Source organism: Paraplanobispora siamensis (assembly GCF_016863175.1).
GTDB lineage: Bacteria > Actinomycetota > Actinomycetes > Streptosporangiales > Streptosporangiaceae > Planobispora > Planobispora siamensis.
The window spans coordinates 1-22,867 of the sequence record NZ_BOOJ01000032.1 but is presented as its reverse complement, the minus strand read 5'-3'; the positions used below and the strand labels follow the sequence as shown (position 1 = coordinate 22,867).

General features: G+C 73.2%; 20 protein-coding genes. 8 read left to right on the top strand and 12 right to left on the bottom strand.

Going from position 1 to position 22,867, the window contains the following annotated elements:
• The first annotated feature begins 92 nt into the window (after positions 1-92).
• The 5 genes from Psi01_RS19070 to Psi01_RS19050 all read left to right on the top strand — a co-directional run bounded on the left by Psi01_RS19070 (position 93) and on the right by Psi01_RS19050 (position 6,965).
• Positions 93-1,574, top strand: coding sequence for a S8/S53 family peptidase (locus Psi01_RS19070; RefSeq protein ID WP_204065391.1), 1,482 nt, complete (start codon positions 93-95; stop codon positions 1,572-1,574).
• A 51-nt stretch (positions 1,575-1,625) separates the two neighbouring features.
• Positions 1,626-2,201: an RNA polymerase sigma factor gene (locus tag Psi01_RS19065; RefSeq protein ID WP_204065390.1), complete on the top strand. Its 576-nt coding sequence runs from the start codon at positions 1,626-1,628 to the stop codon at positions 2,199-2,201.
• Entirely contained in the window at positions 2,198-2,647 is a 450-nt protein-coding gene (locus tag Psi01_RS19060; protein ID WP_204065389.1) for a hypothetical protein, read from the top strand. The genes Psi01_RS19065 and Psi01_RS19060 overlap by 4 nt, the downstream gene beginning before the upstream one ends.
• A gap of 66 nt (positions 2,648-2,713) precedes the next feature.
• Positions 2,714-5,395, top strand: coding sequence for a helix-turn-helix transcriptional regulator (locus Psi01_RS19055; RefSeq protein ID WP_204065388.1), 2,682 nt, complete (start codon positions 2,714-2,716; stop codon positions 5,393-5,395).
• A gap of 115 nt (positions 5,396-5,510) precedes the next feature.
• Positions 5,511-6,965 (top strand): RNB domain-containing ribonuclease, encoded by a 1,455-nt coding sequence (locus Psi01_RS19050; protein WP_204065387.1) that lies wholly within the window; start codon positions 5,511-5,513, stop codon positions 6,963-6,965.
• A 352-nt stretch (positions 6,966-7,317) separates the two neighbouring features.
• On the opposite strand, the gene Psi01_RS19045 is transcribed toward Psi01_RS19050, so the two are convergent.
• The 3 genes from Psi01_RS19045 to Psi01_RS19035 are packed head-to-tail and all read right to left on the bottom strand — an operon-like array spanning position 7,318 to position 12,172.
• Positions 7,318-10,047 carry a DEAD/DEAH box helicase gene (locus Psi01_RS19045; RefSeq protein WP_204065386.1) on the bottom strand — a complete coding sequence of 910 codons (2,730 nt, stop codon included), beginning with the start codon at positions 10,045-10,047 and terminating at the stop codon, positions 7,318-7,320.
• Between the two features lie 9 nt (positions 10,048-10,056).
• On the bottom strand, positions 10,057-11,490 hold the full coding sequence (locus Psi01_RS19040) for a sensor histidine kinase (protein WP_204065385.1): 1,434 nt from the start codon (positions 11,488-11,490) through the stop codon (positions 10,057-10,059).
• A complete protein-coding gene (locus Psi01_RS19035; RefSeq protein WP_204065384.1) occupies positions 11,480-12,172 on the bottom strand; it encodes a response regulator transcription factor in 693 nt (230 codons plus the stop codon). Before Psi01_RS19035 ends, Psi01_RS19040 begins: the two co-directional genes overlap by 11 nt.
• A 164-nt stretch (positions 12,173-12,336) precedes the next feature.
• Between Psi01_RS19035 and Psi01_RS19030 the strand changes: the two genes are divergently transcribed.
• Positions 12,337-13,050 (top strand): DUF2202 domain-containing protein, encoded by a 714-nt coding sequence (locus Psi01_RS19030; protein WP_204065383.1) that lies wholly within the window; start codon positions 12,337-12,339, stop codon positions 13,048-13,050.
• Between the two features lie 183 nt (positions 13,051-13,233).
• Positions 13,234-13,590, top strand: a complete 357-nt coding sequence (locus Psi01_RS19025; RefSeq protein WP_204065382.1) for a hemerythrin domain-containing protein — start codon at positions 13,234-13,236, stop codon at positions 13,588-13,590.
• A gap of 69 nt (positions 13,591-13,659) precedes the next feature.
• Here the strand turns inward: Psi01_RS19025 and Psi01_RS19020 are convergent, their stop codons facing one another.
• The 5 genes from Psi01_RS19020 to Psi01_RS19000 form a co-directional block, all read right to left on the bottom strand.
• Complete coding sequence (locus Psi01_RS19020) at positions 13,660-14,535, bottom strand: YegS/Rv2252/BmrU family lipid kinase (protein WP_204065381.1); 876 nt, start codon at positions 14,533-14,535, stop codon at positions 13,660-13,662.
• A 17-nt stretch (positions 14,536-14,552) separates the two neighbouring features.
• Entirely contained in the window at positions 14,553-15,449 is an 897-nt protein-coding gene (gene tatC / locus Psi01_RS19015) for a twin-arginine translocase subunit TatC (protein WP_204065380.1), read from the bottom strand.
• A gap of 50 nt (positions 15,450-15,499) precedes the next feature.
• Positions 15,500-15,829: a Sec-independent protein translocase subunit TatA gene (tatA, locus tag Psi01_RS19010; RefSeq protein ID WP_204065379.1), complete on the bottom strand. Its 330-nt coding sequence runs from the start codon at positions 15,827-15,829 to the stop codon at positions 15,500-15,502.
• Between the two features lie 436 nt (positions 15,830-16,265).
• Positions 16,266-17,222: a helix-turn-helix transcriptional regulator gene (locus Psi01_RS19005; RefSeq protein ID WP_204065378.1), complete on the bottom strand. Its 957-nt coding sequence runs from the start codon at positions 17,220-17,222 to the stop codon at positions 16,266-16,268.
• A 64-nt stretch (positions 17,223-17,286) separates the two neighbouring features.
• Complete coding sequence (locus Psi01_RS19000) at positions 17,287-18,246, bottom strand: helix-turn-helix transcriptional regulator (protein WP_203875928.1); 960 nt, start codon at positions 18,244-18,246, stop codon at positions 17,287-17,289.
• Between the two features lie 41 nt (positions 18,247-18,287).
• Here Psi01_RS19000 and Psi01_RS18995 point away from each other — a divergent pair, with 41 nt between their 5' ends.
• On the top strand, positions 18,288-19,373 hold the full coding sequence (locus Psi01_RS18995) for a DUF3866 family protein (RefSeq protein ID WP_204065377.1): 1,086 nt from the start codon (positions 18,288-18,290) through the stop codon (positions 19,371-19,373).
• Positions 19,374-19,403: 30 nt separating this feature from the next.
• Here Psi01_RS18995 and Psi01_RS18990 read toward each other — a convergent pair whose 3' ends face one another.
• From Psi01_RS18990 to Psi01_RS18975, 4 genes are all read right to left on the bottom strand, one after another.
• Positions 19,404-19,883 (bottom strand): DUF3291 domain-containing protein, encoded by a 480-nt coding sequence (locus Psi01_RS18990; protein ID WP_204065376.1) that lies wholly within the window; start codon positions 19,881-19,883, stop codon positions 19,404-19,406.
• 32 nt (positions 19,884-19,915) lie between these two features.
• Positions 19,916-20,557, bottom strand: coding sequence for a helix-turn-helix transcriptional regulator (locus Psi01_RS18985; RefSeq protein WP_204065375.1), 642 nt, complete (start codon positions 20,555-20,557; stop codon positions 19,916-19,918).
• Positions 20,558-20,668: 111 nt separating this feature from the next.
• Positions 20,669-21,607 carry an FKBP-type peptidyl-prolyl cis-trans isomerase gene (locus tag Psi01_RS18980; protein WP_204065374.1) on the bottom strand — a complete coding sequence of 313 codons (939 nt, stop codon included), beginning with the start codon at positions 21,605-21,607 and terminating at the stop codon, positions 20,669-20,671.
• A gap of 132 nt (positions 21,608-21,739) precedes the next feature.
• Positions 21,740-22,696, bottom strand: a complete 957-nt coding sequence (locus Psi01_RS18975; RefSeq protein ID WP_204065373.1) for an FKBP-type peptidyl-prolyl cis-trans isomerase — start codon at positions 22,694-22,696, stop codon at positions 21,740-21,742.
• Positions 22,697-22,867: the final 171 nt, after the last annotated feature.

Here is a 22,867-nt window from a genome sequence, read left to right as displayed (position 1 = left end):
TGCGGGTGGGCGGAGGAGAACGAGGGTGTATCAGCCGGCCTCCGACCGGCTCGTGTTAGGTGACAACAATCCCCCACCGAGGGTCGTGTGACATGGAGCCGAACAGGCCGCTGGAACCGAACGGACCCGCCGTACCGGACAGGTTCGAGGAACAGTTCGAGGTGATCCGGCGGGCGGCGGGCTTCCCCGTCGCCGCCGGGCCCGGCGGCGCCCCGCAGTATCTCTACGAGAAGGGCCACATCCTGACCCGGAACGAGGACGCCGAGGACGTCATGCAGGTGGTCCGGGAGGCTTTCGGTCCGACCAGGGGGGAGGGGGTCAGGAGGGCCTCGACGGGCGAGCGGAGCGGTGTGAGCCGGATCCAGGTCGGAGATCCGGAGAGCGGCGACCTGTGGAGCGATCCCAACGTGACGGACGCCCTGAGCGCGGTGCGCCCGATGGAGCGCGAGCGGCGCCGGCAGATGGCCACCCGCAATCACCTGGTCACCATCACGGTGAACTGCTGCCCCGGTGACGAGCCCGTCCCCTCGCTCGGACCGCTCAATCCGCGACCGGTCGCGCAGGCGCAACAGGTGGCGGATCCCGTCAGGATCCTGGTGATCGACACCGGGCTGGTCGACGGCTTCCGGAACTATCCGCAGCTGCAGAACGTCGATGGAGAGCAGAACGATCCCGAGTTCGATCTGGACGGGAAGACGAAGATCCTCAGGGAGTACGTCGGGCACGGGACCTTCATCGCCGGGCTGATCGCCGCCGTGGCGCCGCACGCCCGGGTGAAGGTGCTCAACTCCCTGTCCGACGCGGGCAGCATCCCGGAGGAGGAACTCGGCGACAGGCTCGTCGCGGCGGTGGCGCAGGAGTGGCCCCACATCATCAGCCTGTCCGCCGGGACACCGGCCTCGTTCACCGAGACCCTCCTCGGGCTCGAACGCTTCATGAACCAGCTGAGGACGCAGGAGACGCTGCTGGTGGCCGCGGCGGGCAACAACGGCAGCGAGGAGCTGTTCTGGCCCGCGGCCCACGCCTCACAGCAGGAGTACCGCGACGCCGTGGTGTCGGTCGGGGCGCTGCGGACCGACGGCAGGCAGGGGGCCTGCTTCACCAACCACGGGCCGTGGGTGAAGGTCTACGCGCCCGGCGAGCGCCTGGTCAGCACCTTCAGCGCGCCGGGGGCGCCGCCCGAGATCTACGACTACCAGCACTCCACCTATCCCCGCTGCCGCTACCACTCGACCTACCTGTGCACCTGCCAGTACCCCAAGCACGTCGGCGAACTGACGGAGAAGACGACTTTCTCCTCCGGGAACCCGAACCGGGTGGAGTTCACCGAGGGCCTGGCGGAGTGGAGCGGCACCTCGTTCGCCACCCCGCTGGTGGCGGCCATGATCGCCAACCGGATGAGAGAGAACGACGCCCTGCCGCCGCGCGAGGCGGCCAAGGCGCTTCTCGAGAAGGCCAGGACGGACATGGAGAGCCTTCCCGAGAGTCGGCGGACCTCGGTCAGGGGCCGTTCCGTCCCGGTGCTGCTGCCCCCGGGCTGGGTGGGTTCGCCGGTGCAGACCCCCTCACCCTGACGGCGTGTGACGGAAGTGGGAGTCCGCTCCCGAGCGTGAAGGGGATCAACTGTGGATCATGCGACGGCAGGTGCTCTCTTCCGGGCCGCGGTGGAGGGGGACGCCGCGGCGTGGAAGGCGCTGGTGGAGGGGCTCAGCCCGCTGGTCTGGTCGGTGGTGCGGGCGCACCGGCTGAACGAGGCCGACGGGCTCGAGGTGTACCAGACGGCCTGGTTCCGGCTGGCGCAGCACCTGCGGCGCATCCGTGAGCCGGACAGGGTCGCCGCGTGGCTGGCCAGCACCACCCGGCACGAGTGCCTCAAGGTGCTCAAGGCGGCCCGCCCGCTCCCGCTGAGCGACAACCCCCAGGTGTTCGACCGGCTCAGCGACGAACCGACCCCCGAGGAGGCGGTGATCGAGTCGGAGGAGGCGGCCCTGGACCGGGAGCGCCTGCACCGGCTCTGGCAGGCCTTCCACGAGCTCGGGGAGCGGTGCCAGCGCCTGCTGCGCCTGCTGATGGCCTCGCCGCCGCCCAGCTACCTGGAGGTGGCGGCGGCGCTCGGCCTGGCGGTGGGGAGCATCGGTCCCATCCGGCAGCGCTGCCTGCGGCAGCTGCGCACCCTGCTGGCCGAAAGGGGTGTGCGGTGAAGGACGAGGAGTGGGAGAACCAGGAGCTGGAGAACCAGCTGCGGCGGGCCGCGGAGATCTTCGACCCGCTCCCCTCGGGGGCGCTGCAGTCGGCGATCGACGCCTACGCGCTGCACACCCTGGAGGCCGAGCTGGCGGAGCTGGCCTTCGACTCGCTGGAACGGGCGGCCGGGGTGCGCGGGCCGGGCCGGCCGCGGCTGCTGACCTTCCGCAGCCCCCCGGTCACCATCGAGCTGGAGATCTCCGTCTCCGGCGGGACCGGCCACATCATCGGGCGGCTGCTTCCGCCCCAGCCGGCGCGCATCGAGATCCACGGGCGCCGGCCGATGGTCCTCACCGCCGACCCGCTGGGCCGCTTCAGCGGTGAGCACCTGCCCACCGGGGCCTTCAGCCTGCGCTGCCGGCTGCCCTCTCTCGTGGTCGCCACCGAGTGGATCACCATCTGAACCCGGTGTGTATCAGGATCCCCTCTTCCCGCTCCTAAATGACAGGGGATCGGGAGGAGAGGTTCCATGTCATCATTCGTCGGTCGCCGGCAGGAACTCGTTCAGCTTCGTTCCGCACTCGACCACGCCCGCGAGGGCCGTCCCCGGATCGTCCTGGTGGACGGGCCCGCCGGGATTGGTAAGACCTCGTTCGTCCGGCACTTCCTTGCGGGGGCCGGGGAGACATGCCTGCTGCGCGCGAGCGGCGAGGCGGCGGAGGTCCCCCTGGAGTACGGGGTGCTCGACCAGCTCATGACACAGGCTCCGGGCGAGCCGTACGGCGCCGCGGGGCCGCTGGTCGCCGGCTCGGCCCTGCTCGACCGGATCGGCCTGCTGCAGGACGGGCCGCCCGTGGTCATCGTCGTCGACGACGCCCACTGGGCCGACGTCACGTCCCTGGCCGCGCTCACCTTCGCCCTGCGCCGCCTGCGCGCCGACCGCGTACTTGCCGTGGTCGTCGTCCAGGACCCCGGGGACCTGCGGCTGCCGGAGGGGCTGCGCAGGCTGCTGTGCGACGAGACGACGCTGCGCCTGCGGCTGCGGGGGCTGGCCACGGCCGAGGTGCGGGACCTGGCCGACCGGCACGGCGGGCTGTCGCTCACCGCGGCCGCCGCCGAGCGGCTGCGCGCCCACGCCCAGGGCAACCCGCTGCACATCCTCGCGCTGCTGGAGCAGGTCGCCGCGCGGGACCTGCAGGACGTGCACCGTCCGCTTCCCGCGCCGCGTTCCTACGCCCTGCTCGTCGAGGAGACGCTGGACCGGTGCGCGGAGGCGACCCGCGACCTCGTCCGGGCCGCCAGCGTGCTGGGCGTGTCCGGCTCCCTGACGACCGCGGCGGCGCTGGCCGGGATCGGCTCGCCGCTGGCGGCGCTGGAGCAGGCCGTCAGCATGGGCCTGCTCCAGGAGCACGGCAACGGCTCGGCGCACACGGTCGTGTTCAGCCACCCGCTGGTGCGCGCCGCGGTGTACCAGCGCCTGGGCGCCGCGCGGCGCTCCCGGCTGCACGCCGGCGCCGCCGCCATCGAGGCCGACCGCGTCCAGGCGCTGCGGCACCGGGCCGCGGCGGCGGTGGGGCCCGACGAGCGGGTGGCCAGGCAGCTGGCCCTGCTGGCCGCCGACGAGGCCGGGGCCGGGCGCTGGAACACCGCGGCCGACCACCTCATCCAGGCGGGGCGGCTGACGCCCGCCGGACCGGCCTGCGAGCGGCGCGTCCTGCGGGCGGCGGAGTACCAGTTGCTGGGCGGCGACATCGCGCAGGCGGAGGGCATGACCGAGACGCTGGAGACGATGACGGCGACCCCGCAGCGGCAGTACGTCCTCGGCCGGATCGCCCTGGCCTCCGGCCGGCGCGAGCGGGCCGACCGGCTGCTCACGCAGGTCTGGCGGGAGGGCGACCGCCGGCTGGCGCGCCGGGCCGCCGAGCAGTTGGCGTGGTCGTGCCTGGTGCGGGCCAGGGGCGCCGAGGCGGCCGGCTGGGCGCGGCGGTCCATCGCGCTGAGCCCGCGCGGCGACCCGGCGGGGCTGCGCGACGCGCTGGCCCTGGCCCACGGGATCTGCGGCCGCTTCGAGGAGGGTCTGGCCCTGGTGGCGGCGGTGGGGGAGGAGACCTCCCACACCCGTCCCGAGCTGCTGGACGGCCTGGTCGCCCGGGGGGTCCTGCGCCTGTGGACCGACGATCTGGACGGGGCGCGGCACGATCTCGCCCGCGCCGCCTCGGCCCGTTCGGGCCTGCTGCACCTGGGGCCGATGGCCACCGCCTACCTGGCCGAGGCCGAGTACCGCGGCGGGCGCTGGGACGACGCCATCGCCCACTCGGAGCAGGCGGTCTCGCTGGCGACCGACTCCGGTCAGCGGTGGATGCGCTGCCTGTCCCACGCGCTGGCCGTCTTCCCGCTGGCCGGGCGGGGCGAATGGGAGGAGGCCGAGGCCCACGCCGAGGCGTCCGCGACGTGGTCGCGCTACCTGTGCGACGCGAGCAACACGGCGTACGCGGCGCTGGCCCGGGCGGTGGTGCGGCACGCGCGCGGGGACTGCGCCGGAGTGGTGCGGGCCCTGGCGCCGCTGCGGGGGGCGGAGCGGCGCGACGGCGTGGACGAGCCCGGGGTGATGGGGTGGCGCGAGCTCCTGGTGGAGGGGCTCGTCAGGACCGGCGATCTCGCGGGGGCGCGCGCCGTACTGGACGAGCACGAGGAGCTGGCCGAACGGCGGGACCGCGCCTCCGCCCTGGCCTCGGCCGCCCGGCTGCGCGGGCTGCTGGCGGCCGAGGAGGGCAGGCGGGAGGAGGCCGAGGCCGCCTTCGAGCTGGGCGTGATCCGGATCAAGCGGATCGACCAGCCGCTGGAGGAGGCCCTGCTGCACCTGCAGTATGGAGCGTTCCTCCGGCGCGGCGGCGCCCGCAGGCAGGCGGCCGAGCACCTGCAGACGGCGCGCGGCCTCCTGGAGCACCTGCGGGCCGCGCCGTACCTGGCCCGGTGCCGGCAGGAGCTGGCCGCCTGCGGCGCGAGCGTCCCGGGCGAGCCGCCGGCCGAGCCGCTGGGGCTCACCCCGCAGGAGTACGCGGTCGCCCGCCTGGCCGCCGGGGGCCTCACCAACCGCCAGGTGGCGCGTGAGCTGGTCCTGAGCGTCAAGACCGTCGAGTACCACCTGGGGCACATCTACGCCAAGCTCGGCATCAGCTCGCGGATGCAGCTGGGTCTCCGGCTGGCGTAGCCGCCGCGGCCGGCGGGGGCCCGCGGCGATTCACCGCGCCGTGCCGGGGAAGACGTGGTGGTCCGGGCGTCCGCCTGCTGGCCGGCGGACGCCCGGAGTGTCCGATGAGACCGACATGCCGAGGACGGGTAGGTTGAGCGCCGTGCCGTACGAGAGCATCAGGGTGACCGGGGAGTCACGTCCGCGACTCGACGAGGGCCTGGAGCGGATCCGCCGGGAGCTGAAGCTGCCCGCGGAGTTCCCACGCGCCGTCGTCGACGAGGCCGAGTGGGTCGCCGAGGTGCCCAGGCTGCCCGAGACCGACCGGACCGACCTGCCCCTCGTCACCGTCGACCCGCCCGGTTCCATGGATCTCGACCAGGCGCTGCACCTGGAGGAGCGCCCCGGCGGCTACCGCGTCTGGTACGCCATCGCCGACGTCGGGGCGTTCGTCAGGCCCGACAGCGCGATCGACCGCGAGGCCCGCACCCGGGGCGAGACCGTCTACCTGCCCGACGGGCGGATCCCGCTGCACCCGCCGGTCCTGTCGGAGGGCGCGGCCAGCCTGCTGCCGGGCGCCGTGCGGCCGGCCGCGCTGTGGTGCGTCGACCTGGACGCCGAGGGCCGGATGGTGGGCGCCGACGTGACGCGGGCGCTGGTGCGCAGCCGCGAGCGGCTCGACTACGACTACGTGCAGGCGGCGGTGGACACCGGCACCGCCGACGGCACGCTGCGGCTGCTGTCGGAGATCGGCAGGCTGCGCCTGGCGCTGGAGCGGGAGAGGGACGGCGTCACGCTGCCCACCCCCGAGCGGGAGGTGGTGCCCGACGGCGACGGCTACCAGGTGGTGGTGCGCGTGCCGCTGGAGGCCGAGGCGTGGAACGCGCAGATCTCGCTGCTGACCGGCATGGCCGCCGCCTCGATGATGCTGGACGCCGAGATCGGCCTGCTGCGGGTGCTGCCGCCCGCCCCGGCCGGGGAGGTGGCCCGGGTCCGCCGGATCGCCTCGGCCCTGGGGGTCCCGTGGGCCGAGGAGGCCTCCTACGGCGACGTCGTGCACGACCTCGACCCGAAGATCCCCGAGCAGGCCGCGTTCCTGCAGGAGTCGACGGTGCTGCTGCGGGGGGCCGAGTACGTGGCGTTCAACGGCGCGCCGCCGCCCGGCGCCTTCCACGCCGCGGTGGCGGCGCCGTACGCGCACGTGACCGCCCCGCTGCGCCGCCTGATCGACCGCTACGCCACCGAGATCTGCCTGGCGATCGCGGCGGGCGAGCCGGTCCCCGACGAGATCCAGCGGATCATGGGCGAGCTGCCGGGCGTCATGGCGGCGACCGGACGGCGCTCGGCCGCGGCCGAGCGGGCGTGCGTGGACCTGATCGAGGCGTCGGTGCTGCGCGAGCGGGTGGGCCAGACGTTCGAGGCGGTGGTGATCGACGTGGACGAGGACCGCCCGGGTGGCCAGGTGCAGATCACCGACCCGCCGGTGGTGGCCCGCTGCGACGGCGAGGACCTCCCCCTGGGCGCCACGGTGCGGGTACGGCTGACGCGCGCCGACCCCGCCACCCGGGAGGTGCGCTTCAGCCTGGCCTGATCAGCCTGGTCCGAGGAGCGGGCGGCCGCGGTCTCGTGAAGGAGCCGTCGGGGCCCTCACGCGAGCGGGGCCGCGACCGGACGCCTCCGGAGCGGCCCCGTCTTGCGGGAGTCGGGCTTGTCGACGAGTGCGCTCCTTTCACGGACGTATCCGGCGGGGTGACCTCGCGGGGAGGATAGGGGTGGGGCCCCGCGGGGGCCGTCCCGTGGGACGGGTCTTGCTGGTAACCGGTCAACAGTCGTGACATGGCATTTCCAGCCGGGCCCGCCGGGAAACAGACCTCACGGTTACGTTACGCACACTCTCGGTCACACATCCGTGACCGGCCGGTCACCTGCGGCGGGCCGACCGGTCAGCCGACGGAGGAGTAGGCCACCACGCCGCGCCGCAGCGCGTCCATCGCCTTGCCCGCGTTGCGCCTGATCGCGCTGTCGCGGGGGGCCGCGTCGGAGATCTGGCCGAGCAGGTCGAGCAGCTGCTTGATCCAGCGCACGAAGTCGCCCGCCGCCAGCTCCGAGCCGTTGATCCCGTCACCGAGCACGGCGTCCAGGCTGTGGCCCTTGGCCCAGCGGAAGGCGGCCCAGGCGAAGCCGAAGTCGGGCTCCCGGATGAACGACAGGCCGTGGTCGCTCTCGATCGCCTCCAGCTCGCCCCACAGGCGGACCATGGCCGCCAGCGCCTGCTGCGCGGCGCCCGCCGGGATGCGCGGCTGGCGGGCCTCGTCGGCCTGACGGGACTCGAAGACCAGCGCCGAGACGCACGCGGCCAGTTCGGCCGGGTCGAGACCGTCCCAGAGCCCGGCGCGCAGGCACTCGGCGGTGAGCAGGTCCAGCTCGGTGTAGAGCTGGGCCAGGCGGCGGCCCTCGGCGGTGACGGTCTCGCCCTCGAGGTAGCCCAGCTGGTCGAGCACCCCGCAGACCTTGTCGAAGGTGCGGGCGATGACGTGCGAGCGGCCGGCGACCCTGCGGCGCAGGCCCTCGGTCTCGCGCAGCAGCTTGTAGTAGCGCTCGGCCCAGCGGGCGTGGTCCTCCCGCTCGTCGCAGCCGTGGCAGGGGTGCTGGCGGATGTCCCTGCGCAGGCGCAGGATCTCCTCGTCCTCGACGGCGTGGTCGCGGGCGCGCACGGGCTTGCCGAAGTCGCGGTCGCCGATCTTGGCGTGCATGGAGGAGACGAGGTTGGCCCGTTCCTTCGGGGAGCGGGAGTTGAAGTTCTTCGGGATGCGCAGGCGCTCGACCGGCTCCACCGGGACCGGGAAGTCGGCCGCCGACAGCTTCTTGACCTGCTTGCCGATGGTGAGCACCAGCGGGGAGGGGCCCTCGCCGCGGGAGTTCAGGCCCGGGTCCAGCACGATGGCCAGCCCGGCGCGGCGCCCGCCGGGCACGCGGATGATGTCGCCCGGCCGCAGCGCCTCCAGCGAGCGCAGCGCCTGGGTCCTGCGCGCCGCGCCGCGCTGGCGCGACAGCTCGGCCTCGCGGTCCGACAGCGCCCTGCGCAGCGCGGCGTACTCCGGGAAGTCGCCCAGGTGGCAGGTCATCGCCTCGCGGTAGCCCTCCAGCGCCTCCTCGTGGCGGCGCAGCTGCTTGGCGATGCCGACCACGGCCCGGTCGGCCTGGAACTGCGCGAAGGAGGACTCCAGCAGCGACCTGGCCCGCTCGCGGCCGACCTGGCCGACGAGGTTGACGGCCATGTTGTAGGAGGGGCGGAAGCTGGAGCGCAGCGGGTAGGTGCGGGTGCTGGCCAGACCGGCGACGTGCAGCGGGTCCATGCCCGGCTGCCAGACCACCACCGCGTGGCCCTCGACGTCGATGCCGCGCCGTCCGGCCCGGCCGGTGAGCTGGGTGTACTCCCCCGGGGTGAGGTCGGCGTGGGTCTCGCCGTTCCACTTGTCGAGCTTCTCGATCACCACGGAGCGGGCGGGCATGTTGATGCCCAGCGCGAGGGTCTCGGTGGCGAAGACCGCCTTGACCAGGCCGCGGGTGAACAGCTCCTCGACGACCTCCTTGAAGGTGGGCAGCATGCCCGCGTGGTGGGCGGCCAGGCCCCGCTCCAGGCAGTCGCGCCACTCCAGGTAGCCGAGCACGGCCAGGTCCTCGTCGGGCAGGTGCGCGGTGCGCTCGTCCACGATCTGCCGGATCTCGTGGCGCTCGGCGTCGGTGGTGAGGCGGATGCCGGCGTACAGGCACTGCAGCACGGCGGCGTCGCAACCGGCCCGGGAGAAGATGAAGGTGATCGCGGGCAGCAGGCCGTCGGCGTCGAGCCGCTCGATGGCCTCGGCCCGGTTGGGCGGGCCGGGCCTGCGCGGCCGGGAGTAGCCGCGCCGGCCCCTGCCGTAGGCCTGGCGCTCCTCGTCGCGCGCCAGCCGCATCAGGTTCGGGTTGACCAGCGGCCGCTGGCCGTCCTCGTCGGTGACGAACAGGTCGTAGAGGCGGTGGCCGACGAGCATGTGCTGCCAGAGCGGGACGGGACGGTGCTCGTCGACGACGACCGAGGTGTCGCCGCGGACCGTGCCGAGCCACTCGCCGAACTCCTCGGCGTTGCTGACCGTGGCCGACAGGGCCACCAGGCGCACCGACTCGGGCAGGTGGATGATCACCTCTTCCCAGACCGCGCCGCGGAACCGGTCGGCCAGGTAGTGCACCTCGTCCATGACCACGAACCCGAGCCCGGCCAGGGTGTTGGACCCGGCGTAGAGCATGTTGCGCAGCACCTCGGTCGTCATGACGACGACCGGGGCCTCGCCGTTGACGCTGTTGTCGCCGGTGAGCAGGCCGACCTTGGCGGCGCCGTACCGCTTGACGAGGTCGTTGTACTTCTGGTTGGACAGCGCCTTGATCGGGGTGGTGTAGAAGCACTTGCGGCCCTGCTCCAGCGCCAGGTGGACCGCGAACTCTCCCACGACGGTCTTCCCCGACCCGGTGGGGGCCGCCACCAGGACCCCGTCGCCCGCCTCCAGTGCCCGGCAGGCGTCGAGCTGGAACTCGTCCAGCCCGAAGTCGTACAGAGCCCGGAACGAGGTCAGCGCCGGGCCGCTTTCGGCCTGGCTCTGACGGAAGGCAGCGTAGCGTTCCGCAGGCGTCGTCATGCCTTCAGCCTACCGATATCGCAATTCCGGTCTGTCCGGCGCATGCTCGTCGCGGCGGGCGGCCGCCGGCAGGGTGACGGTGAAGGCTGCTCCCCCGGACGCGCCGGAGGTCGCGGTGACGGTGCCGTGGTGGGCGGTGACGAGTTCGCGCACCACGGCCAGCCCGATTCCCGAGCCCGCCGTCCCGGCGCCGGAACGGCCGCGCCAGAGCCGCTCGAAGACGTGCGGCAGCTCCGCGGCGGGTATCCCGGGGCCGGTGTCGGCCACCTCGATGACCGCGGTGCCGTCGCCCGCGCGGACGGTGACGGTGACCGCGTCGCCGGGGCGGCAGTACCGGGCGGCGTTGTCCAGCAGGTTGCCGACGGCCTGGTGCAGGCGGTCGGGATCGATCATGACGGTGAGACCCCCGGCCAGATCGGCGTGCAGGGACAGGCCCGCCGCGTGGAGCCGGGGCATGTGGGTCCGGAGCACCCCGCGGACCAGTTCGGCCGGGTCCGCCTCGCGCAGGCGCAGCGCGGGGGCCGCCGCCTCGGCCGCCGACAGCTGGGCCAGATCGTCCACGACGCGGCCCAGCCGCAGGGCCTGGTCGTGCAGTACGGCCAGGCGGGCCGGGACGGGCTCGGCCAGGCCGTCGCGGAGCTCCTCCAGACCGGCCTGGAGGGCGGCCAGCGGAGTGCGCAGCTCGTGGGCGACGTCGGCCGCCAGGCGCCGCCGCGTCGCCTCGGCCCGGGCGACCTCCCCGGCCATGTGGTCGAAGGCGCGGCCGAGCTCGCCCAGCTCGCCGGGGGAGGTCATCGCGGTCCTGGCCGAACGGTCGCCGGCGGCGAAGGCGCGGGCGGTGCGCGCCACCCGCAGGATCGGACCGGTCAGCCGCCGCGTCACCACAGCCCCGGCCACCAGCGCGGCCGTCAGGGCCAGCAGCGCGGCGGCGCCGATCCATCCCCAGGCCACCTCCCGCGCCCCGGCGGCGACCGGCGTTCCGTACGACAGCCGCACCCGGCCCACGGTCTGACCGCCGACGACGACGGGGGCCTCCGAGGCGCCGTGACCGGCGCCCATCCCCCGGTGCATGCCCGGGGGCGAGACGACCTCCGCGCCCCCCCGGTCCAGGACCGTCAGGCGGGCGCCCGCCCCGGCGGCGATCTCCGTGGCGGGCCCGAGGTCGGCTCCGGACCAGTTCCCGGCCGCCGCGTACGCCGTCCCCGCCGCGAGGGCCACCTGGCCGGTCACCCGGACCCGGTCGGCCTGCCGGGCGGCGGTGAGCCCGCGGTCGGCGCCGACCAGGGCGGCCAGGGTGAGCAGGACCACCGAGACGGAGGCCACCAGGGCGAACGCCGCCAGCATCCGCCGTCCGAGCGGGCCGAACGGCGCGGGCGGGGAGCCCATGCCGGACGGCTCCGGGGGCCAGGAGGGGACGGGCGAACGGGCCCGCTCACCGGTCACGGTCGATTCCCATCCGGTAGCCCACGCCCACCACGGTCTGCACGATCCGGGCGCCGGACGGCCCCAGCTTGTGGCGGAGGTTCTTCACGTGGGAGTCGATGCTCCTGTCGTAGCCCGCGAACTCGTACCCTCGCACCCGGTTGACCAGCTCGTACCGCGAGTAGACCCGTCCCGGCACCGAGGTGAGGGCGGTGAGCAGGCCCCACTCGGTCAGCGTCAGGTCGAGCGGCCTGCCGTCGAGGCTCGCCTCGTGCCTGGCCTCGTCGATCCGGAGCCGGCCGCCGCCGTAGGTGACCGGCCCGGAGTCCGGGGAGGCGCCGCGCGCCCGGTTCAGCACCGCCTGCACCCGCAGCGTCACCTCCATGGGGCTGAACGGCTTGGTCACGTAGTCGTCCGCGCCGAGCCGCAGGCCGTGGATGCGGTCCTCCACCGCGGTCCGCGCGGTGAGCACCAGCACCGGCATCCGGCCCTCCTCCCTCAGGGTGCGCAGCACGTCGACGCCGTCCAGGTCGGGCAGGCCCAGGTCGAGCACGACGAGATCGACGCCGCCCGCGGCCGACAGCCGCAGCGCCTCGGCACCCGAGGGGGTGGTCGTCACGCCGTACCCGGCCCGTTCCAGGTAGCGGCGGAGCACCTCCCTGATCTCCTTGTCGTCCTCGACGACCAGCACGTTCTGGGCCATGCCCCACATGTACGCCGCCGCCGATGACGGCGTCGAGGGTCGAAAGGCCCTTCTCGCCGGGTCTCCACACCGTCTCCACACGGCCGTCACGGGATCTGCCCGCCGGAGGCGGACCGTGAAAGCACAGACATGGAGCACGGGAACCGGGAGGAATCATGAATCGCATGCGGAAGACAGCCCTCGCCGTCGCGGGTGCGGGCCTGGGGGCCGCGCTGTTCGCCGTCCCCGCCCTGGCCTTCGACGGAGTCTCCACCGCCGTCTCCGCCGTCCAGCCCACGCCGGACCCATGGCCGGGCGGCTACGGCCCGGGCATGGGGATGATGGGCGGCGACGGCGGGGCTCCCGGCATGGGCCTGTGGGGACCCTCCGCCGGACCGGCCGCGGGTTCACCGGACGCCCGGGACCGGTCTCCGGGTGCCTGCCACCTGTCCGGCGCACGCGCGCCGAGCGGGACGCTCAGCAACGCCCAGAAGACCGCTCTGGCGGCGACGGCCGAGGAGGAGAAGCTCTCCCGCGACCTCTACACCGCCTTCGCCGACCGTCACGACCTGCCGGTCCTGGACCGGATCGCGGTCAGGGAGGAGCGACGCCTGGCGACCGTGCGCGCCCTGCTCGCCCGGTACGGCCTCGCCGACCCGACCGCGGGCAGGGCGGCCGGAACCTTCGCCACGCCCTCGGTGAAGACGACCTACGACCGGCTGCTGGCCCAGGGCGCGACCGGTCCGCAGGAGGCGCTGAACGCGGCCCGGACGGTCGAGAAGACCGGCATCGCCGCGCTGCAGAAGGCCCTCGACGGGCTGACCGCCCCCGACGTCCGGCAGGTCTACACCCACCTGCTGCACTCGTCGCAGATGCACCTGATCGCCCTGGGGTCCTGACACCGGCCGCCGTGTGACGGGACTCAAGCCGGAGGGACTCAAGCCTCTGTCCGGTTCCCTGTCCCTGCCGAGACTTGGTCGCATCCGGCCGTCCCGGGCCGGAGAGGAGAGGGAGGTGGTCGTCATGGTCGTGGCACAGCCGTTGCGCGATGAACACCGGGATCTCGTGCGGGCATCGAATCGTTGCGCCACCGCCTGATCCCGCACGCACAGGCGGAGGACGCGGTGCTGTACCCCAGAGTCGAGGAGGTCATGCACGCGCCCGGGGCGACGGCGACCATGAGCAGGGACCATGAGGAAGTGGTCGCGCTGACCGGCGAGCCGGCGCGGTCACGGGCGTCGCTGACCGGTCCTCCCGCCCCCGGGCAGCGCCGCGGCCTGCAGCGGATCCTGTACGGCCTGCACGCTCTCGTCCGGGTCCACTTCGCCGAGGAAGAGGAGATCTACCTGCCGGTGCTCGACGCGGGGCTGACGGCGGCACAGGCGGAGGAGATGTTCGCGGAGATGCACCACAAGGCCCACCCGGGCTCGGCCGGATAGGTTCCGGGCCCTCGTACGGCCCGCCGCGACACGCCGACGGAGCGGGGCGTCGGCCCGCCCCGCGCGGGCTCAGCACAGGACGCGCAGGGCTCCGGGGACGACCTCGCAGGTGAGGGGGGTGGGGCCGATCCGCTCGCCGTCGGCGTAGGCGACCACCTCCGGGGCCTCCAGCGTCACCCGGCGGGCCCGCCTGACGGTGACGGCGGGGTGGCCGACGTGGGTGCCCTTGTAGACGCTGGGGAAGGCGCGCAGGAACTGCCCCTTGGGGGAGGCGCCCAGGATCGTCACGTCCAGCAGGCCGTCGTCCGGCAGGGCTCCCGGGCAGACCCGCATCCCGGCGCCGTAGGAGCGGGTGTTGCCGACCGCGACCAGCATCGCCTCGCACTCGACGACCTCGTCGTCGAGGCCGATCCGGAACGGGATCGGCGCGAAGCTGCGCAGCTCCTGCACCATCGCGACCAGGTACTTGGCCATGCCCGGGGGCCACGACAGCCGGTTGGCCCGCTCGTTGACCCGGGAGTCGAAACCGCAGCACAGCACGCTGGCGAACCACTCGTCCTCGCCGACCCTGGCCGCGTCGACCTCGCGGATGCGCCGCCTGAGCACGACTTCGGCGGCGGCGAGGGTGTCCTTGCGGGGCAGGCCGAGGGCGTCGGCGATGTCGTTGCCCGTCCCGACGGGGATGATGCCCAGCGGCACGTCGGTCCCGGCCGTCGCCTGCACGGCCAGGTGGACCATGCCGTCCCCGCCGAAGGCCACCAGGGCGTCGGGCCTCTCGGCCACGGCGATGCAGGCACGTTCCAGGGCGTCCTGGGGGGACTCCCCGACGATCACCGAGACCTCGGCCCCCTCCCGCCGGAGCCGGTTCAGGACGGGGGCGAGCAGGCCGCGTGAGCGGCCGCCCCGGGCGGCGGGGTTGACGAGTACGGCGATCTCTCCGGGCACAAACCGGAACTTATCCCCTATCGGGCCGAATCTGGATCGGTCGTATTCAAATCGAGAGGAGATTCGTCTTCTGGGAGTTCTGACGCCTCGTCATCGGAAAGGTGAGAGAAGTCATCCGCGGGACTCCTGCGATCCCTGAGGTACATGACCCCCTCGGCGAGGGCGAACAGCACCACCATCGGCAGGGCGAGCGCGAGCATCGAGAACGGGTCGGTGCTCGGCGTGGCGATCGCCGCGAACAGGAACATGATGAAGATCACCATGCGCCGGTGCCGGGCCACCGTGGCGTGCGGCAGGACGCCGATGACGTTGAGGAACACCATCAGCAGGGGCATCTCGAAGGAGATGCCGAAGATGATGAGCATGACCAGCGCGTAGCTGAGATAGTCGTCCATCTCCAGCAGCGGTACGGCGTTGCCCGGCGCGAAGCCGAGCAGGATCGCCAGGCCCTTGTCCATGACGAAGTAGGCCAGCGCCGCGCCCGCCAGGAACAGCGGGATCGCCATGGCGAGGAAGATGATCGAGTAGCGCTTCTCGTTGCGGTAGAGGCCGGGCGTCACGAAGGCCCAGACCTGGTAGAGCCACAGCGGCGAGGAGACCACCAGGGCGAACATCGCCGCGACCTTCAGGTTGACCAGGAAGGCCTCGAAGACGCCGCGGATGGCGAAGGTGCACTCGCCCTCCCGGAGGATCTGCGACGCCTCCAGGCTGCAGTAGGGCGCGGTGATGAAGTCCCAGATCGGATCGAAGAAGACGAAGCCGACGATGATTCCGGCCACCAGTCCCAGCAGGGAGACGACGATCCGGTTGCGCAGCTCACGGAGGTGCTCCATGAGCGGCATGCGGCCTTCGGCCGCGTCCTCGGGCGACACGGACCCGTTACGGCTCGGCTTGGGCCATTTCAGCAGCGCCATTCGTGAATCCCGGTCCGAGGGGTGAGGTGATCAGGGAGTGCGGGGACAGCCTACTGCTGCTTGTTCGCACTCGCCTGAGCACGCAGCTTGGCGGCCTGCTCCTCGAGCATGCGGGCCTGCTCCTCGGCCGAGGGCTCGGCGACCGGCGCCGGGGCGGGCGCGACGATCTGCTGCGGGGGCGCGGGCTGCGGCTGGGGCTGCACGACCGTGGCGGTCGCGGCGGGAGCCTCGTCGTCGTCGCGGAGCTTGGCGGTCTCCGCCTTGAAGATGCGCAGCGAACGGCCGATCCCGCGAGCCGCCTCCGGCAGCTTCTTGGCGCCGAACAGCAGCACCAGGATGACCCCGATGATGATCAGCTCAGTGGTACCCAGGCCAGCCATGACACATCCTTAACCAGACGACGTGCAATCTCAGTGCCGATCGTACGCTCCCCGGAGCGCAGACTCATCCCTTCCGGCGCCGGATCGTCCCGTATCCGTCCGGCTCATCCCACCCGCCGATCGTCCCGCCCGTTGTCGCCGCCTGCCCCCGGCCCGAGCCGCGAGCGACCGGATGACCCGCCCCGACCAGGCGCGCAGCGCTCCCGGCGGTTCGCGGAGTGACGGGGCTCACAGATCACCTCGCGGCACCGGGCCGTCGGCCCTCCGCCCGCGGGAGCGGATTCGTGCACATTCACTTCACCGAACGTCCATCGCGACGTCACAGGACCGACCCCCGCCGCCGTACGTGACCGCGCTGAGAGCCGCGCGTCACCGTGACCGCGCGTCACCGCGGCCGCGCGCCGTACGTGACCGCGGCGAAAGACGCGGCCCCGTCTCAGGACACCGACTCGTAGCGGTTCAGCGCCGCCGCGGCGGCCTCGCGCACGGTCTCGGCCAGCGAGGCGGGCGAGACGACCCGGCCGGTGTCGCCCAGGCGCAGCGCCAGCCGCAGCAGCCAGCCCTGGTCGCGGGCGCGCAGCGCCACCCGCAGGCGGCCCTCGCCGAGCTCCTCGACGCTCTCGCACGGGTAGTACTCGGCCACCCAGCGGCCCGCCGGGGTCAGCTCCAGTTCCACCAGCTCGTCGGTCGGCGAGGGACGGAACACCCCGGGCGTCACCTCGTCGGGCACCGCGTCCTCCGGCGGCGCCGCGGCCACGTCGAGCACCTCCACCGAGAGCATCCGGTCCAGCCGGAACAGCCGCACCGCCTCGGCCCGGTAGCACCAGCCCGACAGGTAGGAGCGCCCGTCCACCACCACCAGCCGCATCGGGTCGACCTCGCGCGGGGTGACCTCGTCGCGGCCCGGCACGTAGTAGCGCAATGACAGCCGCCTGCCGCGCCGCAGCCCCTCGTTGACCACCGGCAGCGCGTCGGGGGTGGCGTCCACCTCGACCGCGACCTGACTGCTGACCGTGGCGGCGCCCTCCCCCGCGGCCTGCTCGAACTTGGCGATGACCCGCGACAGCGCGTCGCGCTCGCCGAACTCCGGCATCTCCGCGAGCATCCGCAGGGCCACCAGCAGCGCGCTGGCCTCGTCCACGCCCAGTCGCAGCGGCCTGGCGATCGTGTCGGCGTTGTCGATGACGATCTCGCCGCCGTCCCAGGAGACGTCGATGAGGTCGCCGGGCGTGTGCCCGGGCAGCCCGCACATCCACACCAGCTGCAGGTCGTCGATGAGCTGCTTCTCGCTCAACCCGAAGATCTTGGCGACCTCCGGCACCTGCGCCCCGGGGTGGGACATCAGATACGGCACCAGGGCCAGGAGCCTGGGCAACCGGTCGGCCGTGCTCATCTCACCGCTCCTCGTTCGCTGTGCGCGGGCGTACGGCCCGCCCGGACGGCCCCTGCAGGCACGCTCACGCCAGGGCCCCCTTCAGGCGGCTGATCACCGCGTCGCGGGCGTCCGGCGGTCCGACCACCAGGGCGTCGGCGGCGAACCCGGCGACCCAGCCGGCCAGCCGCTCGGGGTCGGTGAAGTCGACCTCCAGCTCGTCCCAGCCCTCGTCCGCGGGCCGTACGGCCTTGGCCACCTGGCGCAGCCCCTGGCAGGTGCCCTCGCGGACCCGGATCACGGCCGCCCGCTTGTTCAGGGGCCGCTCGTCGGGATAGCCGACCATCTCCTTGACGTTCACGCCCTCCGGGACGACCACGGTGCCGGGTCGGCCGGCCGGGGTGACCGGCCCGCTGATGCGGCTGAGCCGGAAGGCCCGGGGCGCGTCGCGGTCGCGGTCGTGGCCCACGACGTACCACCGGCCGCGGCGGCTGACCACGCCCCACGGCTCGACCGTGCGGGTCAGCACGCTCTCGCCGGCCGCGACGCGGTAGGGGAAGCGGACCGGGCGCCGGTCGCGCACCGCCTCCCACAGCGCGGGGAAGGCCGGGTCCTGGGTGTCGACCCGCAGCTCCAGCGCGCCGCCGAGCATGCCGCCGGTCTCGTCGGTCTCCACTCCCCCGGCGCGCAGCTTCAGCAGCGCCCCGCTGGCCGCCTCGGCCAGGCTGGCCCGCTGCCACACCCGCGCGGCCAGGCCCACCACGGCCGCCTCGTCGGCCTCCAGGGTGATCTCCGGCAGCTCGTAGGCCTGGCGGACGATCCGGTAGCCGGGGTCGTCCTCCCACGGGTCCTTCTGGACCTCGATCGGGATGCCGATCTCCCGCAGCTCGTTCTTGTCGCGCTCGAACATCCGCTGGAAGGCCTCATCGTTGGCCGAGTCGTAGCCGGGAACGGCCTGGCGGATGTGCTCGGCGCTCAGCGGCCGCCGCGTGGCGAGCAGGCAGATCACGAGATTCAGCAACCGCTCGGTCTTCCGGCGTGACATCCGGCCTCCCTCCCTGTTCAAATGACGCTACTCTTCCCCGCGTGATCAGATGGCGCAGGGGCGAGGTCGTGCGGATCCGGCGCGAGTGGCCGGGGGCGGTGGAGCTCGACGTCGTCACCGAGGAGGGTCAGGCGCGCGCGCTCGCCTATCCCGCCCTGGTTGGACGCCCGGAACCCGGCGATGCGGTCCTGCTGAACACGACCGCGCTCGCGATGGGTCTCGGTACGGGAGGTTACGCCATGGTGGTGGCGATTCCCGAACGATTGCCAGAAGATCCGCAAGGGCCCGGACATCTGGTGAAGGCACGCTACACCCCCTTGCAGGCCACCGTGTTCGGCGCCGACGAGCAGGACTCGCCCCACCACGACATCCTGGAGGAGGCCGACTCCCTCGACGGCATGCCGGTGGTCGTCGCCGACCTGCACTCGGCGCTCCCGGCGATCCTGTGCGGCCTGTACGGCTCGCGGCCCGGCGCCCGCGTCGCCTACGTGATGCTCGACGGCGGGGCGCTGCCCGCCTGGTTCTCCATGTCGTGCGCGCAGCTGCGGGAGGCCGGCTGGCTGTGCGGGGTGGTGACGGCGGGCCAGGCGTTCGGCGGCGACGTGGAGACGGTGACGACGCACACCGGGCTGCTGGCGGCCCGCCATGTGCTGGAAGCCGACGTGGCGGTCGTCACGCAGGGGCCGGGCAATCTGGGCGGCGGCACCCGGTGGGGGTTCTCCGGGGTCTCGGCCGGCGAGGCGGTCAACGCCGCCGCGGCGCTCTCCGGCCGGCCGGTCGCGGCACTGCGGGTCAGCGAGGGCGACCGGCGTGATCGGCACGTCGGGGTCTCCCACCACTCGCTGACCGCCTACGGCCGGGTCGCCCTGGCCCCGGCCCGGGTCGCGGTGCCCGAGCTGCCGGGCGACTTCGGCCGGCGGGTGATCGAGCAGGCCGGGCCGCTGGGCGAGCGGCACGAGCTGGTCCCCGTGCCCGTGGACGGGCTGCACGAGGCGCTGAAGAACTCGCCGGTGCGGCTGTCGACGATGGGCCGGGGGCTGGAGGAGGACCTGGCCTACTTCCTGACCTCGGCCGCCGCGGGCAGGCTGGCCGCCGGGCTGCTGCCGGAGGAGACCGCGGCCCCGTAGGCGGAGGCCGTGACCTCTCGCTCAGATCCCTCAGGAAGAGGCGGCGGTCTCGTAGAGGTCCGTGCCGGTGTCGGCCCCGGGCTCGTAGAAGTCCTTGAAGGTGAAGGCCCGCGGGCCGGGGCCGTGCTCGCGCAGCAGCTCCAGCCGTTCCATCCCCTCGGCCAGTGAGGGGATGTGCCCCTCGGGGATCCACCACATCACGGAGTACGGCTGCGCGATGTGGTGGAACCACTCCTTGCGCCGCCGCAGCACCGGCAGGTGGGCGCTGCGGTAGACGAAGTTCCACAGCGTCTCGCGCGATTCCCAGACCGAGAAGTTGATCACCAGGTCGTCGCCGTAGTCGTGCTTGACCGTGTCCCGGGGGTCCTCCCCTCCCTTGAGCCGCCACACGAAGCCGGGAGCGTCGTCGGAGACCCGGTTGATGGGTTCGAGCAGGTTGACGAAGTCGGCGATCTCGGGGGAGTCGAGGGGCGCGCGCAGGCGCGCGACGTTCAGCTGTGCCAGATGCATGGCATCAGCAGACCACTCCCGGGCCTTCTATGTCAATTCTCATTATTTTTAGAGAAGGCGACGCAGCACTCCCCCGGCCGCGGGTCCAGCCGGGCGGCGTCCGGATCGCGGCCCAGTCCCGCCAGCAGGCCCTGGCACAGCGCCAGGTTCATCGAGCAGACCAGCAGCGGGTGCTCCTCGGCCAGCACGTGGAACGGGCAGTTGCGCAGCCGCAGGTCATCGCCCTCCGGATAGGGCTCGTAACCGCGCCGCCGCAGGGTCTCGCCGAGGTCCCCGCCCGGCGCGGCGAGCCTGGCGCCGGTACGGCGCGCGGCCTGCTCGGCCCGCTCGTCGCCGCCGAGCAGGTCCACCACCTCGGCCAGCACCAGCGCGAGCGTGCGGTAGTCACGGGGCGGGACGCTCACCTGCCACTCGCCCGGCGCCCGGCGGTAGACCTTCGCCGGTCGCCCGCTGCCCGGCCCCGTGCGCTCGCCCAGCCGCTTGAAGTCCGGCTCCAGCAGCCCGGCCTCGACCAGCTTGTCGAGGTGGAAGGCGGCCAGCGTGCGCTGCACCCCCACCGCCTCGGCCGCCTCGTTGCGCCCGACCTCGCGGCCCTGGGAGATCACGTATTCGTAGACCGCCCGCCGTACGGGATCGTTGAGTACCGCCACCGCGCCGAGGTCATCGCTGCTCACAGCCGGGATTCTAGGCCCGGCCGCCGCATGGCGGGCCGTCCGGCGGGCGCCCCGATAGGCGCCCCGATAGGCGGCCCAGCAGGCGGCCCAGCAGGCGGCCCAGCAGGCGGCTCAGTAGGCGGCCAGGACGTCGACGACGAAGACGAGGGTGTCGGAGGGCTTGATCAGGGGCGGCAGGCCCCGGGGATAGCCGAGGTCGGGCGGGACGACCATGACGACGCGGCTGCCTGCCGGGACGCCGGTCAGCGCCTTGTCCCAGCCCTTGATGACACCGCCGCCGCCCAGCCGCAGGGCCTTGGGGCGCGCGGCCGCCCATGTCGACTCGAAGGGCCCCTCGGCCCCCCAGATCCAGCCCTCGTACTGGGTGACCAGGAGCTGGCCGGCCTTGACCTCGGCGCCCGTGCCCCGGACCAGGATCTTGCTCCGCAGGCCCGAGGGGGGACCCCCGGCCGGGAGGGCGAGGGCCGGGCGCTGCCCCGGGCCGCCGGTGACCCTGACCCCGGCCAGCTCGCCGGGTCCCCCGGTGCCCGTCGCGACCGAGCCGGGCGGGAAGGCGCCCAGCACGTCGATCACGTAGAACAGCGCGTCGTCGGCGGTCATCCCGCCCGGCGGGTTGGGGCCGTAGCCCTCCGACGGCGGGATGGCGGCCACGACGCGGCTGCCGACCCGGTGCCCGCTCAGCGCCCTGCTCAGGCCGGTGATCGACTGGCTGGGCTGGAAGGAGGCGGGGACGCCCTGGTTGAAGCTGGAGGCCAGCAGGCGGTTGTCCCGGCCGTCCCACACGTGCGCGGTGTAGTGGGCGATGACCAGGTCGTCGGCCGCGACCACGTTCCCGGTGCCGGTCATCTGCTCGCCGACCTGGAGATCCGCCGGGGGCTCCCCCTCCGGGAAGGTGATCTTCGGCTTGGCCCCGAAGGAGCTCTCGGCCCGCACGCTCCTGGCGGCCTCCCCCTCGCCCGGGGTGCAGCCGCCGGCCGCCACGAGCAGGAGCGCCGCGGGCACGGCGACGATCGCGGCGGGGGGCGCGGTGAACAAGGTCCGTATACGCATCCGACTCCCCTGGCTCGGCGGTGTGATCACCTTAACGCCCTATTAGGAGAGATGTCAGTAGCGCGGACGAGCCCGGCCGCGCCGAGGGCGTGACCGGGCTCGTCCCAGTGGATTGCGCGGGTGGCGGGCGGCTCAGTAGACGCCGACGATGTCCACCAGGAAGACCAGGGTGTCGGTGCCCTTGATGCCCGCCTGCGGGCTGCCCTGCGCGCCGTACCCGAGGTCCGGCGGGATGACCAGCAGCACGCGGGTGCCGACCGGCAGTCCGACCAGCGTCTGGTCCCAGCCCTTGATGACGCTGCCGTTGCCGATCGGGAAGGTGGCCGGCTCACCCCTGCCCCAGCTGCTGTCGAACTCCTTGTCGGTGCCCCAGATCTTGCCGACGTAGTGGGCCATGAGGTTCTGGCCGGACTTCACGACCGGGCCGGTGCCCTTGATGACGACCTTGCTGATCAGCTCCTTGGGGGCCTTCTCGCCGGTCTTCGTCGTCAGGGTCGGCGCCTTGCCGGGCTCGGGGTTCTTCACCGTGACGCCCTTGACGCCGGGGTCGGCGGCCTTGCCCTCGACGGTCACCGGCTTGGGCGGCGTGGGCGCCAGGCCGATCATGTCCAGCACGAACACCTGGGTCAGGTCGGTCTGCCCCTGCTGCTTGGCCTGATCGATCTGCTCCTTGGTCAGGCTGTCCTCGGCCATGACGGCCAGGTAGCGTCCGCCGGGCTTGGCGCCGACGAAGACGTCCTTGAGCACCTTCGGGAGCTGCTCGGCGATCTCGATGGTCTCCGGGGCCCCGGTGTCGTAGGTCGAGCCGACGGGGGCGTTGTCCTTGCCGTTCCAGGTGAAACCGGTGAGGTTGACCTGGACCTTGTCGCCCATCTTGAACTCCGCGCCGGAGCCCTCCTTGATCGTCACCTCGGAGGACTTCTTGGCGGGCGCTCCCGAGGGGAAGGTCACCGTCGGCTTCTTGCCCATCTCACCGGTGACCTTCACACCGCTGCCGGTGGAGGCCTGGGTGTCGGCCTGCTGAGTGCCGCAGGCGGCGGCGAACAACAGGGGAACGGCGGCCAGTACGGCCAGGCTGCGGCGACGCATCAGATATCCCTCAAGCAGACGTCAGGTTCGCGCAACACTATCCGACCGGCCATACGTCCGGAGTAAGCAACAGCCGAACGCGCCGCGGTCCCGGCGGGCCGCGGCGCGCTCTTCGGGATGCCCGTGTACGCCGCGATCCGGGTGCGGCGGGCGGGGCGTCCTCACATCCCC